This window comes from Sorangium sp. So ce185, assembly GCF_051526825.1.
Taxonomy (GTDB): Bacteria; Myxococcota_A; Polyangia; order Polyangiales; family Polyangiaceae; genus Sorangium; species Sorangium cellulosum_D.
In genome coordinates this window covers 13,433,288-13,447,312 of the sequence record NZ_CP150316.1, presented here as the reverse complement: position 1 = coordinate 13,447,312, position 14,025 = coordinate 13,433,288, and the positions used below count along the sequence as shown (strand labels likewise).

The window sequence follows — 14,025 nt, the reverse complement described above, 5'->3', positions numbered from 1 at the left end:
GCATCCTACTCCAGGTCCCGTCGCGAGGAAGAGGGATGGCCGCCTCGCCGAGCGGCGCGCGCCCGCGGGGGAGGCTTGCCCCGCTGGCGGGATCGGGTGGGTGCCGGTAACGTCGCGTGGGTGATGCCGTCCGTTCGTCAAGGGCTCTTCGCCGCGGTGCGCCTCCTGCCGCTGCGGCTCCTCGCGCTCGGCCTCGCCCTCGCCGCCGTCGCGTGCGGCTCCGCGCCCTCGGCGGCGCCGGTCGGCGTGGAGGCGCCGCCGCCGCCGAAGCCGCGCAACGCGGCCGCGATCGCGCAGTCGATCGCCGGGGGGAAGGTCTCGGTGCTCGTGTTCGCCGACCGGACCCGGGGCCACCCGATCATGGCGCGGCTCGCGGCGCTCGATCTGTGGGGACCCGTGCTCACCGGCACGGGGCTCGATCCGGAGCGGGACCTCGAGCGCGCCTTCATCACCGCGCCGCGCGCGGACGCGGCCCACGAGGCGGTGATCGTCCTCGAGCACAACGTGCCGCCGGAGCGGCTGAAGACGGGGCTCGACACGCTCCTCTCGCGCAGCCAGCCGCCGGGCGCCGAGGAGAGCGGGCTCGGCGTGCCGGCCGTGCGCGTGACCCTCAAGGGGCACACGCGCGTGGTGGCGACCGTGGAGCCGAACTTCCTCGTGGTGCTGCCGGTCTCGCGGGCGCGCGAGGCGCGGCGCTTCATCGGCACGGGCGGCTTCCCCGAGCCGGTCGGCGACGAGGCCGCGCTCGCCGCGGCCATCGACCCGGCGCGGACGCTGCGGGGGCCGCGCGAAGCGCCCCGCGTGCCGCCGACGCTGAGGTCGCTCGAGGCCACCGTGACGCTGACCAAGGACGGCGGCGCCACGGTCGCGCTCGACGGGGCGAGCCAGAGCCCCGAGGACGCCGCCCGCGACGCGGCCTTCCTCAACGCGGAGATCGAGCGCGCGACCTCGTTCCGCATCGCCGTCGTGACGGTCCGGGTCGTCGACCCGGTCGAGTTCTTCGCCGAGGGAGACCGGGTGAAGGCGAACCGGCGCGTGACGCCCGGGGAGATCGACAAGCTCTTCGCCCTGCTCAGCGCCGTGCTGCCGCGCTAGGCTGCCGCCCGATGCGACTCGTCAAGATCGGAATCGCCAACGTCAACGCGACCGTCGGCGCCGTCCGCTCGAACACCGACCGGTGCCTCGCGCTCGCCCGCTCGATGGCGCGCGACGACGTCACCCTGGCGGTCTTCCCGGAGCAGGTGATCGGCGGCTACGCGTCCGAGGACCTCGTGCAGTGGCCCGCGTTCGTCGCGAGCCAGCAGCGCGAGCTCCGCCGCTTCGCCGAGGAGACGGCGTCGCTCCGCACCGTGTTCGTCATCGGGGTGACCGTCGGCGTGGGGGGCGACCTCTTCAACGCCGGCGCGATCGTCCACGCCGGCCAGGTGCTCGCCTTCTCCCCGAAGGAGAAGCTGCCCACGTACAACATCTTCTACGAGGCGCGCACGTTCTCGCGCGGCATGCCGTTCATGGAGCTCGACGCCGACGGCGTGATCTGCGGCGACCGCATCCTCGCCTTCGATTTCGGGACGATCGCCGTCGAGGTGTGCGAGGACATCTGGTCGCCCGACGGGCCGATGCGGCGCCGCTGCTACGCGGGCGCCGAGATCGTCTGCAACATCTCGGCGTCGCCGTTCCGCGCCGGGGTGACGGGCACCCGGCGCGAGATGATCGCGACGCGCGCGGCCGACAACCAGTGCACCATCGCCTACGCGAACCTGGTCGGCGGCAACGACGGCCTCGTCTTCGACGGCGGCGGGTTCATCAACCAGAACGGCCGCCCGATGCTGGAGGCGCCGCGCTTCCGCGAGGGGTACGCCGCGGCCGTGGTCGACCTCGACCGGACGACGCGCTGCCGCCGCGAGGCGAGCACCTGGCGCAGCGACCTCGAGGAGTTCCGCCGCGCCTCCCCGCACATGGTGGAGGTCCTCCGGGCGACCGGGCAGACCGCGGACCGCTCGCGGCTCGCCTACCCCGCCCCGCCGCCGGGCACGACGCCGTTCCTGCCCTCGGCGGCGCTGCCGGCGATCTCGGCGCGCGACGAGCTGCTCGACGACTTCTACGAGGTGCTCGCGCTCGGCGTCGCCGACTACTACCGCAAGATCGGCGCCTTCAAGGGCATCGGCCTCGCGCTCTCGGGCGGCCGCGACTCGCTCCTCACGCTGCTCGTCGCCTGGCGCGCGGTGCAGCTCCTCCACCCGGGCCTCGAGGGCGAGGCGCTGCGCGCGCAGATGAAGGCGTCGCTCCACGCGTTCTTCATGCCGTCGCGCTACTCCAGCGACGCGACGCACCGGGCCGCCGCGCAGATCGCCGACGATCTCGGCGCCTCGTTCGCGGTGATCCCGATCGAGGACGCGTTCCCCCGGGAGCTCGAGGCCGCCCAGGCGATGGTCGGCGAGGGCCGGCAGCTCACCGAGCTCACGCGGCAGAACGTGCAGGCGCGCATCCGCGGCGGGCGCATGTGGAACTGGGCGAACACGAGCGGCGCGCTGTTCCTGCAGACGGGGAACATGAGCGAGAAGGCGCTCGGCTACACCACGGTGGGCGGCGATCTCGAGGGGGCGTTCAGCGTGATCGCCAACCTCCCGAAGACCGTGGTCATCGCGCTCATCGAGCGCCTCTCGCAGCGCTTCGGCTTCAAGGGGATCCAGCAGACGCTCGCCACGACGGCGGGGCCGGAGCTCGCCGAGAACCAGTCGGGGGAAGCCGAGCTCATGCCGTTCGAGGTGCTCGACGCGTGCCTCTACCTCTACGGCGCCGAGAAGCTCGCCGCCGACGAGCTGGCCGCCGCGCTCCCCAGCCTGTTCCCGGACAAGGACCCCGCCGCGCTCGCGGCGTGGGCCGAGAAGTTCGCGACCCTGTTCTCGCGATCGATCTTCAAGTGGGTGCAGTCGCCGATCGCGATCCACCTCGGATCGCTCGATCTCGACCGGGAGCGCGCGCTGCAGCTGCCCGTGGTGCAGCGGACCGAGTGGAAGGGCGGCTGAGCCCCGCCCGGGCGCGCCCCGCGGCCGCCCTCGCCGCGCGGGGCGGCCAGCGCGTCAGTTGGGGGCCTTCTCGACCGGCGTCTGCGCCGCCTGCCGGCCGTCCTTCCCGTCCATCGGGGTGAGCTCGAGGATCTCGTGGCCCGGGGGCGCCGGGGGCGGGGCGGGGCGGATCGAGCCGTCGGCGGAGAAGCGCTCGAGCTCCTCGGTCACGCGGCGGAGGTAGCCCTGCTTGATGTGGAACGGCAGGAAGGCGCTCTTGAAGCCGGCCACGATGGTCGACTTGATCTCCTTCAGGCCGAATCCCATCTTCGTGTGGCAGTGCCAGAGCTCGTGCGACACCGTCGTGTCGGTGACGAGCCGGTTGTCGGTGTTGACCGTCACGCGCAGCCCGAGGCTCTGGTAGAGCTTGAGCGGGTGCGAGGCGAGGTCGCGCACGGCGCCGGTCTGCACGTTCGAGGACGGGCAGCACTCGAGCGGGATCCGGTGATCGTTGATGTAGTGGAGCAGGCCCCCGTCCTCGCGCAGGCGGCAGCCGTGGCCGATCCGGTGCGCGCCGCAGACGTGCAGCGCCTGCGCGATCGACTCGGGGCCGTAGGCCTCGCCGGCGTGGATGGTGCAGTTGATGTTGTTCTGGCGCACGAGCTGGAACGCCGCCTTGTGGTGCTTCGCCGGGTGGTCGTACTCGGCGCCGGCGAGGTCGAACCCGACCACGCCGCGGCTCTTGTAGGCCACCGCGAGCTCCGCCATCTCCAGCGACGACTCCGGCGAGATGTTCCGGATGCCGCAGACGATGACGTTGCTCTCGATGCCCAGCGCGTCGCGCGCCGCCCTGAGCCCCGAGAGCACCGCCTCGACGACGCTCGTGAGGCGCAGGCCGAGGCGGGTGTGCAGCATCGGCGAGTAGCGGACCTCCATGTAACGGACGTTCTCGCGCGCGGCGTCCTCCGCGAGCTCGTAGGCGACGCGGTAGAGCGCCTCCTCGGTCTGGAGCACGCGCAGCGTGATGTCGAACGCCTTGAGGTACTCGACGAGCGAGCCGCAGTTCTGGCCCAGGTTCATCACCCGGCGCAGCTCCGACGGCTCGTACGTCGGGAGCTCGACGCGGTTGCTGCGGGCGAGGTCGATGATCGTCTCGAGGCGCAAAGAGCCGTCGAGGTGGACGTGCAGATCGGTCTTGGGTAGTTGCCGGAAGAACTCCAGCGGGAGCTTGCCGGCTAGCTCGGGATGATCACTCATGAGCTATTCTGTCACCCGCCGACCGGCCGCGAAAGGCGGCGGGCGAGCGCAGCGCGGCGCGGCTTACGGTGCCGCCGCCGCCGCCGATGACGGGGGCGGCGCGGACCCGCCCGACGCGCCGCGCGAGCGATCCCGGCTGCCCACGACGACCGCGGCCGCGGAGACGCCGAAGAGGGCGACGAAGAGCAGCGGGAGCGGCAGGCTGAGCGGATCCCCGGCGGCCTCGCGCCGCAGCGCATCGCGGAGGCGATCGGGGTTGTAGCCGACCACGAGCCGCCGCCCGACGTAGGTGGCGGGGAGCCCGCGCGCCTCCATCCGCCCATACAGCGCGACGTCCGCGTCGATCGTGGCCTGGGTCTCCGGCGCGGCGAGGCAGGCCTCGAGGTCGGCGGGGAGCCCGAGCGGCGCGAGGACGGACGCGACGCGGTCGTCCGTGAGCTTGCCGGGCGACGCGCTGTAGAGCAGCGCCGCGGCCTGCTCACGCTTGTCCGGGGGCGCGCAGACGTAGGCCTTCGCCGCGGGGAGCGCGCCGGGGTGGCTGGGCAGCGGCACCATCTTGCGCACGTGGCGCAGCCGGTCGCCGTAGGGCTCCTCCATCTGGCTCAGCTCGGGGTGGAGCCGGCGGCAGAAGGGACACTCGAAGTCGGTGAAGGCGACGACCGTGATCTTGCCGGGCTCCTGCAGCGACGCGAGCTCCGGCGGGAGCGGCGGGATGACCGGGTAGCTGCCCCAGAGGAACGGCAGGCCGATCGCCGCGACGGCGGCCGCGCCCCACACCGTGGTGCCGGGCAGCCCGCCCTGCGCGGCGCGATCGAACGCGGCGCGCGGCATGCGCCACGCCTGCCAGGCGACGAGCGCGGACGTGACCGCGGCGGCGATGGCCGCGACGTCGACCGCGACGCACCACGCGCAGAACGCGCCGATCGCGAAGGCCTGCAGGCCGAGGAGCACCGTGGCGGCGAGGCCGCCGGCGGCCGAGGCCGCCGCGATCGCGACGTGGTGCCAGCGCTCCCGCGCGAGCAGCGAGGCGGCGAGGAGCGTGCTGAAGGCGGCGAGGCCGAGGTTCGGCAGCGGGACCCCGAAGAGCCGGCTGTACGGCGACACCCGGACGGCGAAGCAGCCCGAGCTGACGCCGCAGAACGCGGGGTCGCCGGCGTTCTGGTACTCGACGACGAGCGCCGCGCTCGCCGCGATGGCGACGAACAGCGCGAGCCGGAAGAGCGTGACGACGAACCGGGCGCGCCCGGCCTGCGCCTCGCCGGTCGAGGTCGCGGGCCCCGCCGCCTGAGTCGCGGGCCCCTCGGGGCCGGCCCGATGCGCCTCCGAGGATTCACGCGCGTCGCGTCTGTCGCGCGCCGGACGCACCGCGAAGACGTTGCCCCTCCCGGCGAGGAAGACGAGGAGCATCAGCGCGAGGAGCAGGGCGATCGAGTTCAGCAGCATCGGTCCGTGGCGGCGCCAGAGGCGTGGGTTCGAGGCATACCGGACCCGGGCGGCGACAGCCAGCGAGAGGAGACTCGTGCTAGTCGAGTTTCATGCGTTCCTCATCTCGCGGAGATTCCCCGACGACCGGCTCCGGCGCGCGCCGCCGGGAGGCCGTGGTCGACCTGCTGTCGTCATTCAAGCGCGCCCTGCACGCCAACGAGATCGCCGAGCGCCTCGGGGTCGAGCCGAGCCGCTACACGAAGCTGCAGCGGCTGCTCGAGGAGCTGTCGACGGAGGGCAGCATCGTCGCCCTCCCCGGCCAGCGGTTCCGCGTGAGCCGCCAGCAGGTCGAGGCGCGCGGCGCCGAGCACGAGGGGACGCTGACCGTGCACCCGCGCGGCTTCGGGTTCGTGTCGCTCGGAGGGGCGGCCGAGGACGTCTACATCTCGCCCGAGGCGATGGGCGGCGCGCTCCACGGCGACACCGTCGCGGTGCGCATCGCGACGCGCTCGCGGCGCGGCGTGGAGGGGGAGATCGTCCGCGTGGTCAAGCGGCGGCACGCGCGCGTGGCGGGCGTGCTCAGGCGGCGAGGCAGGAGCGCCTGGCTCGAGCCGGACGACGGTCGCGTCCGCGGGCCGATCGTGATCGTGCCGCGCGAGCCGGGCGGGCCGCTCGCGCCGCCCGACGCGGAGGACGGCGCCGCGGCGGTCGTGTCGATCGCCCGCTTCCCGGACCTGCCCGACGAGAACCCGGAGGGCGTGCTCGAGGCGGTGCTCGGGACGCCCGGCGACCCGAACGTGGAGGTCGCCAAGATCCTGCTGCGCGAGGGGATCGAGGAGGAGCACACGAAGGAGGCGATCGCCGAGGCCGAGGCGTTCGGGGGCGAGGTGCCGGCCGAGGCGCTCGAGGGGCGCGTCGACCTCACCCACCTGCCGATGCCGACGATCGACCCGGAGGACGCGCGCGACCACGACGACGCGGTCTGGGTGATCCGCGAGGACGACGGCTCGTACCGGGCGTGGATCGCGATCGCCGACGTGTCGCACTACGTGCGGCCGGGCAGCGCGCTCGACCAGGCGGCGCTCGGGCGGGGCAACTCGATCTACCTGCCCGATCGCGCGATCCCGATGCTGCCGCGGGCGCTGTCGTCGAACCTCTGCTCCCTCCTGCCGGGCGTGATCCGGCTCTGCCTGTGCGTCGAGGTCGAGCTCGACGCGACCGCGACGGTGCGGCGCGCCCGCGTCATCGAGGGGTACATCCGGTCGATCGCGAAGCTCACCTACCCCGGCGTGGCGCGCGCGCTCGGCTTCACGCCCGATCCGCCGCGCAGCCCGGAGGCCGAGGCGCTGCGGAACGACCTCCAGGTGATGTGGGACCTCGCCCGGCTGCTCCGCGGACGGCGGATGCGGCGGGGCGCCCTCGACCTCGACCTGCCCGAGGCGAAGGTGGTGCTCGATCCGTCGACGGGCGCGCCCGTCGACGTGCAGAAGCGCAGCCACGACCCCGGGGTGGCGAAGGCCTACCAGCTCATCGAGGAGATGATGCTCCTGGCGAACGAGACCTGCGCGCAGTTCGTGGTCGACCAGGGCATCCCCACCGTGTTCCGGTACCACGCGCCCCCGGACCAGGCGAAGCTCGAGCGCTTCGCGACGATGTGCGGCGAGCTCGGGCTCGCGTTCGATCCGGAGGACGCGGCCGATCCGAAGCGGCTGTCGGCGTTCCTGAAGAAGCTCGACGCGCACCCGCAGAAGCAGGTGCTGCACATGCTCCTGCTCCGCGCCATGAAGCAGGCGGTGTACGACGTGGCCAACGTGGGCCATTTCGGGCTGGCCTCGAGCGCGTACCTGCACTTCACCTCGCCCATCCGGCGGTACCCGGACATCACCGCCCACCGCGCGATCCGGGCGGTGCTGCGCGGCGAGCGCGTCGACCGGAGCGAGGCGGCGCTCGAGCGGCTGCGCGAGGCGGCCATCCTGGCGTCGGAGCGCGAGCGCAAGGCGATGGAGGTGGAGCGCGAGGTGGTCGACCTGCACCGCGCGCTGGTCATGCGCTCCCGGCTCGGGGACACGTTCGAGGGCACCGTGACGGGCATCGTGGGGACGGGCGTTTACGTCAACATCGAGGATCCCTTCGTCGACGTGCTCGTCCGCATGGAGTCGCTCGGCCCGGATGATTACGAAATCGACGACGAGGGGCTGCGCGTCATCGGCCGCCGGTCGGGGGACCGGATCGCGATCGGCGACGCGATGCTCGTGCAGATCGAGGACGTGGCGATCCTCCGGCGCACCATCTACGGCCGGCGGCTCGCCGGAGACGGGATGTCGGACGAGTCGAAGCCGCGCCGGCTGCGGCGCGACGCGGCGGACGCACGGACAACTCGTCGTGTCAAGGCCAGCAAGAGCACGAAGCCCGCCAAGGGCCTGAAGGCCGGCAAGGGTGGCAACGGTGGCAAGAGCGGCAAGAGCGCCAAGGGGCGAAAGAAGCAGCGATAGCAGGGCGCCCGGGGGCGCCACGCTCCGCCGGCATTCCCGCCGGCCTTTGCCGCTCGGACGCACGAGCGCGCGACACCGATCGAGCCGCGCTCACGCGCGCCGATAAGCGCGCGAAACCTCCTCGAAATCGCCGAGATAGGCCCTCGAAACCGACGAGGCCGGCCCGCGCCGCGCGCTGCTCGGTTCGCCCGCAGCGCGCGTCGACGCGAGATCCACAATCGCACCTCCTCCGCGCCTCTTCGCGCCTCCTTCGTGCCTCCTTCGTGATCGAGCTTCGATCAAAAGAGGGCGGGCTCCTGCATTTTCCTTGCGTTCAGAAAACCACTATGGTCTCAACTTATTCATTCTAGGAGAGAGGTAACCAATGCCGAAGCCGACGTATCCCGCCTACAACGCTGGTGACTTCCTGGTCGATTACGAGGAGAAGGTCTTCGAAGACGTCAAGGCGAAGCCGGGAGAGAAGGCGCTGGTCACCTTTCACACCGTGGCCTTCGAGGGCTCGATCGGCCTCGTCAACGTGCTGACGGCGATCCGCCTTCAGCGTAAAGGGTTTGAGACATCCATCTTGCTGTACGGGCCGGGCGTCACGCTGGGGCTGCAGCGCGGCTTTCCGAAGCTCGGCAGCGAGGCGTTCTCCGGGCACCTCGCCGTGAACCAGCAGATCGGGCGGTTCATGGAGGAGGGCGGCAAGGTGTACGCGTGTCGGTTCGCGCTGCAGGCGCTCTACGGCCACGGCGAGCACGCGCTGATCCCGGGAATCAAGCCCATCAGCCCGCTCGACGTGCTCGACATCCAGTTGATCCACCGCCGGGAGAACGCGTTCATGGTCCACTCCTGGACGCTCTGACCCGAGCGCCGTCCATGGAGTACAACCGCAAAGTCCGGGCCGCCGCGGTGCAGGCCAGTCCCGTCCTCGGCAGCAGGGACGGGACGACCGAGCGAGTCGTCGCCGCGATCGCCAGGGCCGCGAAGGAGGGCGCCGAGCTCTGCGTCTTCCCCGAGGCGTTCGTCCCGTATTACCCCTACTTCTCCTTCGTGCTCCCGCCGCCCGCCATGGGGAAGGAGCACATGCGCCTTTACGACGAGGCGGTCACCGTCCCCGGCCCGGTGACGCGGGCCGTGGCCGCCGCCGCGCGCGCGCACGGGGTGGTCGTGGTGCTCGGCGTGAACGAGCGCGATCACGGCACGCTGTACAACGCGCAGCTCGTCTTCGACAGGGACGGCGCGCTCGTGCTCCACCGGCGCAAGATCACGCCGACCTACCATGAGCGGATGATCTGGGGGCAAGGCGACGGCTCGGGCCTCAGGACCGTGAACACCGCGGTCGGGAGGCTCGGCGCGCTCGCGTGCTGGGAGCACTACAACCCGCTCGCGCGGTTCGCGCTCATCGCGCAGCACGAGCAGATCCATTGCAGCCAGTTCCCCGGCTCGCTGGTGGGGCCGATCTTCGCCGAGCAGATGGAGGTGACCATCCGGCACCACGCGCTGGAGTCGGGGTGCTTCGTGGTGAACGCCACGGCCTTCCTGACGCCGGAGCAGGTCCGGGAGGTCGCGCCGAACGAGCAGCTCCAGGGCGTGCTGCGCGGCGGGTGCATGACGGCGATCGTGACGCCGGAGGGCGCGCACGCGTGCCCGCCGGTGACCGACGGCGAGGGGATGGCCGTCGCGGACCTCGACTTCGCCCTGATCACGAAGCGAAAACGGATGATGGATGCGGCGGGGCACTACGCCCGGCCCGACTTGCTGCGGCTTTGGATGGACACGGCAGAGCGACCGATGGTGCTCGGCGCGGGCAGCCCCAAGGCCTCCTCCCTCGATCCTGCGGCGGTGGACCATGGATACCCAGACGCTGATCACCGAGCTCCAGTCGTTCGGCCTGAGGCTGGCTGAGGCCCCCGAGGGCGCCCCGGGCGCGGGCGCCGCGGCCCCGGGCGAGCCCGCGTCGCCCGCGTCGCCCACGTCGGAAGGCGGCGAGGGCCGCCGCGCGGCGTGGACCTCGCGCCGCGGCGGGGCGGGGCCGACCCAGCACGTGGCGGCCACGCTCCGCGGCGCCACGGTGATGATCCCGATCCACACCGACCAGGCCGCGGCGTCGCCGTTCGTGGCGCGGATCGGGCGCGACGGCGCGGGGACCGTCGAGCGCGACGGCAGGGAGCTCGCGCCGATCGCCCTCGTGAAGGCGCCGCGCTTCTACGCCCTCTCGACCAGGGACGGCATCCCCTACCCCAAGATCGCGCTCCTGCACGGGGCGGACGTCCTCGCCTCGACGGTGCTCCAGACGTGCATCCGGTACTCGGAGCGCGACAAGGCGTGCACGTTCTGCGCGATCGGGCAGTCGCTCGCGGCCGGGCGCACCACCGCGAAGAAGACGCCGGAGCAGCTCGGCGAGGTCGCCGAGGCGGCGGCGCGGCTCGACGGGGTGCGGCACGTGACGCTCACCACGGGCACGCCGCGGTCGCCCGATCGCGGGGCGGCGCACCTCGCCGACTGCGCGCGCGGCATCAAGGCGCGCGTCGACCTGCCGGTGCAGGCGCAGTGCGAGCCGCCCGACGATTTCGCCTGGTTCGAGCGGATGCGCGCGGCCGGCATCGACAGCCTGGGCATGCACCTCGAGGCGGTCGAGGACGAGGTGCGCGCGGCCGCGATGCCGGGCAAGGCCGAGGTGAGCGTGGCCCGGTACTTCGAGGCGTTCGAGGCGGCCGTGCGCGTGTTCGGCCGCGGCCAGGTGTCGACCTACCTCATCGCGGGGCTCGGCGACTCGCCGTCGTCGCTGCTCGACGCGAGCGAGCGGCTCATCGCGATGGGGGTCTATCCGTTCCTCGTCCCGCTCGTGCCCATCCCGGGGACCCCCGCGGCCGATCGCGCGCCGCCCTCGGGGGAGCTCATGCGGGCGCTCTACGCGCACATCGGCCCGCTGCTCGCGCGGGCGGGGCTGCGATCGAACGACGTGAAGGCGGGCTGCGCCCGCTGCGGCGCCTGCTCGGGGCTCTCGGGCTTCGAGGCGGAGGGCCGGGCCGCGGCGCCGCCGGACGCGGGCGCGGCATGGACATCAACCTCGGAGAGCTCCGATGACGCCTCAGTACAGCTTCGAGCTTGTGCAGACGCGGGACACGTATCTCGCGTACCTCCGCTTGCGCCGGGCCACCTTCTGCGACGAGCAAGGGCTGTTTAAGACGACCGACGAGGACGACTGGGACGCCTCGGCGTTCCCCATCGCCGCCGTGCTGCGCGGGGCGCCGGGGGGCGAGGCGGTCGTCGGCACGGTGCGCATCTACGAGGCGGAGCCCGGCCTCTGGTACGGCGGCCGGCTCGCCGTCGAGCGCGCCCACCGCAAGCAGGGCGTGGTCGGCCGCGGCCTCGTCCACAAGGCGGTCACCTCCGCCCACGGCTGGGGGTGCCAGAGGTTCCTCGCGCTCGTGCAGGCGGCCAACGTGCCGTTCTTCGAGAGCATCCACTGGCGCTCCCTCGAGGAGCGGTCGTTCCGCGATCGCCCGCACCACCTGATGGAGGCCGACCTCGCGAGCTACCCGCCGGGCGACGAGCCCCGCCCGCCGCCCGGGCAGAGGTTCCGCTGATGCTCGCCGGCATCGCGGCCGAGCTGCGGGGCGCGCTCGGGATCCTCGCGAAGCGGGACGTGCAGATCCCGGCGCGGTACCTGTCCGGCAAGCCGGGCGCCGGCGGCGCGGCCGGCGCAGGCGACGCGGCCGGCGCGAGCGGCGCCGCCTGTGCGATCGACGCGGTCCATCGGCCCGCCGCGCTCGGCGACGACTGCGCGGCCATCCCCGACGGCGACGGCTACCTGCTCCTCGCCGCCGAGGGGATCTGGCCGACGTTCCTCGAAGGAGACCCGCGGTTCGCGGGCTACAGCGCCGTGATGGTCAACGTCAGCGACATCTACGCGATGGGCGGCCGCCCCATCGCCGTGGTCGACGTCGTCTGGGGGACCTCGGCCGGCGCGCTGGAGCCGGTCTGGGAGGGCATGGTCGCCGCGTCGCGCGCCTACGGGGTGCCGATCGTCGGAGGTCATACGAGCGCGCGCAGCCCCTACAACGCCCTCGCCGTGGCCATCGCGGGGCGGGCGCGGCGGCTCATCACGAGCTTCGCCGCGCGCCCCGGCGACGTGCTCGTCGCGGCGATCGACCTGCGCGGCAGGATGCACGCGGAGCACCCCTTCTGGAACGCCTCGACGGGCACCGACCCGGCGCGGCTCCGCGGCGATCTCGAGGTCCTGCCCGCCCTCGCCGAGGCGGGCCTGTGCGACGCGGGCAAGGACATCAGCATGGGCGGCGTCGCGGGGACGCTGCTGATGCTCCTGGAGACGTCCGGCGTCGGCGCGGTGCTCGACGTCGCGGCCGTCCCGCGGCCGGGCGACGCGCGCGATCTCTCGATCGCGCGCTGGATGCTCGCGTTCCCGAGCTACGGCTTCTTGCTCAGCGTGCGCCCCGACGCCGCCGGCGCGGTCCTCGCGGCCTTCGCCCGGCGCGGCATCGCGAGCGCCGCGGTCGGCGCCGTCGACGGCTCGCGGCGGCTCACGCTGGAGGCCGCCGGCGAGCGGCAGACGCTCTGGGACCTGTCGGCCGAGCCGCTCACCGGCTTCGCGGGCGAGGGCGCGCGATGAGCGCCGGCGCCGCGCCCGGCGCGCCGCTCTCGGTCGCGCTGCTCACCTACTCGACAAAGCCGCGCGGCGGCGTCGTGCACACGGTCGAGCTCGCGGAGGCGCTCCACGACCTCGGCGTGGACGTCTGCATCTACGCGTTGAACAAGGACCAGGGCGGCTTCTACCGGCCGCCGCGCTGCCCCGCCGTCCTCGTGCCCGCCGCGCCCCCGCCGGAGGGGATCGACGCGGTCGTGCGGCAGCGCATCGCGGAATTCGAGGCCGGGCTGCGCCGCCTCGGGGCGCGGCACGACATCTGGCACTCGCAGGACTGCATCAGCGCGAACGCGCTCGCCGCGCTGCGCGCCGAGGGGCGCGTGCCCCACTTCCTCCGGACCGTGCACCACCTCGACGACTACGACAGCCCCTACCTGCGCGCCTGCCAGGAGCGCTCGGTGCGCGAGGCGGACGCGTGCCTCGTCGTCAGCGAGGCGTGGCGGAGGACGCTCCGGGCCGATCTCGGCGTCGACGCGGCGATCGTCCCGAACGGCGTGAGCCTGCGGCGGTACTCGCCGGCGCCGGACGCGCGCGACGCGGAGCTCCGGGCGCGGCTCAACGCGACCGGGTCGCCGCTCTACGTGACCGTGGGCGGCGTCGAGCCGCGCAAGAACTCGATCGGTCTGCTCAAGGCGTTCCTGTCGGTCCGGAGGCGGCTGCCCGGAGCCCAGCTGATCATCGCGGGCGGAGAGACGCTGTTCGATTACGCGCCCTACCAGCGCGAGTTCGAGGCGATCGCGCGGGAGCACGGCGTCTTTCCGGCGCCCGCGGGCGCGCCTACGGCGGCGGCAGGCGCCGCGGGCGCGCCGCCGCCGCTCGTCCTCGCGGGCGTGCTCCCCGACGCGCTGATCCCGCCGCTCTACCGCCTCGCCGACGCGTTCGTATTCCCGTCCGTCCGCGAGGGATTCGGGCTCGTCCTGCTCGAGGCGATGGCGTCGGGCGCGCCGGTGGTGAGCTCTGCTCAACCTCCCTTCACCGAGTTCCTCCGAGACGGGGAGAGCGCGCTGCTCGTCGATCCCTCGAGAACAGAGGATCTCGCGGCCGCGATGGAGGCTATCCTGGAGGGAGGCGTGAGGCGGCGCCTGCGCGCGGCGGCGATCGAGGCCGCGGCGCGGTACACGTGGGAGCGCTCGGCGCGCATCGCGGCCGGCGTCTACCGCGAGTTCCTCGGATCCCGCCATAACTAGGACGAGCG

General features: G+C 73.2%; 11 protein-coding genes. 9 read left to right on the top strand and 2 right to left on the bottom strand.

All coding sequences use genetic code 11. The features are described 5' to 3' along the window. Positions 1-123 precede the first annotated feature (123 nt). Positions 124-1,095 (top strand): hypothetical protein, encoded by a 972-nt coding sequence (locus tag WMF26_RS49750; RefSeq protein ID WP_437998437.1) that lies wholly within the window; start codon positions 124-126, stop codon positions 1,093-1,095. Between the two features lie 11 nt (positions 1,096-1,106). After that, complete coding sequence (gene nadE / locus WMF26_RS49745; protein WP_437953066.1) at positions 1,107-3,026, top strand: NAD(+) synthase; 1,920 nt, start codon at positions 1,107-1,109, stop codon at positions 3,024-3,026. A 54-nt stretch (positions 3,027-3,080) separates the two neighbouring features. On the opposite strand, the gene add is transcribed toward nadE, so the two are convergent. Further along, positions 3,081-4,262 (bottom strand): adenosine deaminase, encoded by a 1,182-nt coding sequence (add, locus tag WMF26_RS49740; RefSeq protein WP_061622452.1) that lies wholly within the window; start codon positions 4,260-4,262, stop codon positions 3,081-3,083. Between the two features lie 63 nt (positions 4,263-4,325). Next, a complete protein-coding gene (locus WMF26_RS49735) occupies positions 4,326-5,705 on the bottom strand; it encodes a vitamin K epoxide reductase family protein (RefSeq protein WP_437998436.1) in 1,380 nt (459 codons plus the stop codon). Between the two features lie 92 nt (positions 5,706-5,797). Here WMF26_RS49735 and rnr point away from each other — a divergent pair, with 92 nt between their 5' ends. The 7 genes from rnr to WMF26_RS49700 all read left to right on the top strand — a co-directional run bounded on the left by rnr (position 5,798) and on the right by WMF26_RS49700 (position 14,017). Then, entirely contained in the window at positions 5,798-8,179 is a 2,382-nt protein-coding gene (rnr, locus tag WMF26_RS49730; protein ID WP_437998435.1) for a ribonuclease R, read from the top strand. Between the two features lie 364 nt (positions 8,180-8,543). Beyond that, complete coding sequence (locus WMF26_RS49725; RefSeq protein WP_020742060.1) at positions 8,544-9,026, top strand: MSMEG_0572/Sll0783 family nitrogen starvation response protein; 483 nt, start codon at positions 8,544-8,546, stop codon at positions 9,024-9,026. A gap of 14 nt (positions 9,027-9,040) precedes the next feature. After that, positions 9,041-10,069, top strand: a complete 1,029-nt coding sequence (locus WMF26_RS49720) for a Nit6803 family nitrilase (protein ID WP_437998434.1) — start codon at positions 9,041-9,043, stop codon at positions 10,067-10,069. After that, a complete protein-coding gene (locus WMF26_RS49715; RefSeq protein ID WP_437998433.1) occupies positions 10,014-11,351 on the top strand; it encodes an MSMEG_0568 family radical SAM protein in 1,338 nt (445 codons plus the stop codon). Before WMF26_RS49720 ends, WMF26_RS49715 begins: the two co-directional genes overlap by 56 nt. Next, positions 11,311-11,754 carry an MSMEG_0567/Sll0786 family nitrogen starvation N-acetyltransferase gene (locus WMF26_RS49710; protein WP_437998432.1) on the top strand — a complete coding sequence of 148 codons (444 nt, stop codon included), beginning with the start codon at positions 11,311-11,313 and terminating at the stop codon, positions 11,752-11,754. The genes WMF26_RS49715 and WMF26_RS49710 overlap by 41 nt, the downstream gene beginning before the upstream one ends. Further along, positions 11,754-12,797: a sll0787 family AIR synthase-like protein gene (locus tag WMF26_RS49705; protein WP_437998431.1), complete on the top strand. Its 1,044-nt coding sequence runs from the start codon at positions 11,754-11,756 to the stop codon at positions 12,795-12,797. The genes WMF26_RS49710 and WMF26_RS49705 overlap by 1 nt, the downstream gene beginning before the upstream one ends. Next, positions 12,794-14,017, top strand: coding sequence for an MSMEG_0565 family glycosyltransferase (locus WMF26_RS49700; protein WP_437998430.1), 1,224 nt, complete (start codon positions 12,794-12,796; stop codon positions 14,015-14,017). The genes WMF26_RS49705 and WMF26_RS49700 overlap by 4 nt, the downstream gene beginning before the upstream one ends. Positions 14,018-14,025 lie beyond the last annotated feature (8 nt).

Bases quoted from the DNA above. Each gene is read 5' to 3' on its own strand.
- WMF26_RS49700 (WP_437998430.1), top strand. From the start codon at position 12,794: ATGAGCGCCGGCGCCGCGCCCGGCGCGCCGCTCTCGGTCGCGCTGCTC.
- WMF26_RS49705 (WP_437998431.1), top strand. From the start codon at position 11,754: ATGCTCGCCGGCATCGCGGCCGAGCTGCGGGGCGCGCTCGGGATCCTC.
- WMF26_RS49735 (WP_437998436.1), bottom strand. From the start codon at position 5,705: ATGCTGCTGAACTCGATCGCCCTGCTCCTCGCGCTGATGCTCCTCGTC.
- nadE (WP_437953066.1), top strand. From the start codon at position 1,107: ATGCGACTCGTCAAGATCGGAATCGCCAACGTCAACGCGACCGTCGGC.
- WMF26_RS49750 (WP_437998437.1), top strand. From the start codon at position 124: ATGCCGTCCGTTCGTCAAGGGCTCTTCGCCGCGGTGCGCCTCCTGCCG.
- rnr (WP_437998435.1), top strand. From the start codon at position 5,798: ATGCGTTCCTCATCTCGCGGAGATTCCCCGACGACCGGCTCCGGCGCG.
- WMF26_RS49720 (WP_437998434.1), top strand. From the start codon at position 9,041: ATGGAGTACAACCGCAAAGTCCGGGCCGCCGCGGTGCAGGCCAGTCCC.
- WMF26_RS49725 (WP_020742060.1), top strand. From the start codon at position 8,544: ATGCCGAAGCCGACGTATCCCGCCTACAACGCTGGTGACTTCCTGGTC.
- WMF26_RS49715 (WP_437998433.1), top strand. From the start codon at position 10,014: ATGGATACCCAGACGCTGATCACCGAGCTCCAGTCGTTCGGCCTGAGG.
- add (WP_061622452.1), bottom strand. From the start codon at position 4,262: ATGAGTGATCATCCCGAGCTAGCCGGCAAGCTCCCGCTGGAGTTCTTC.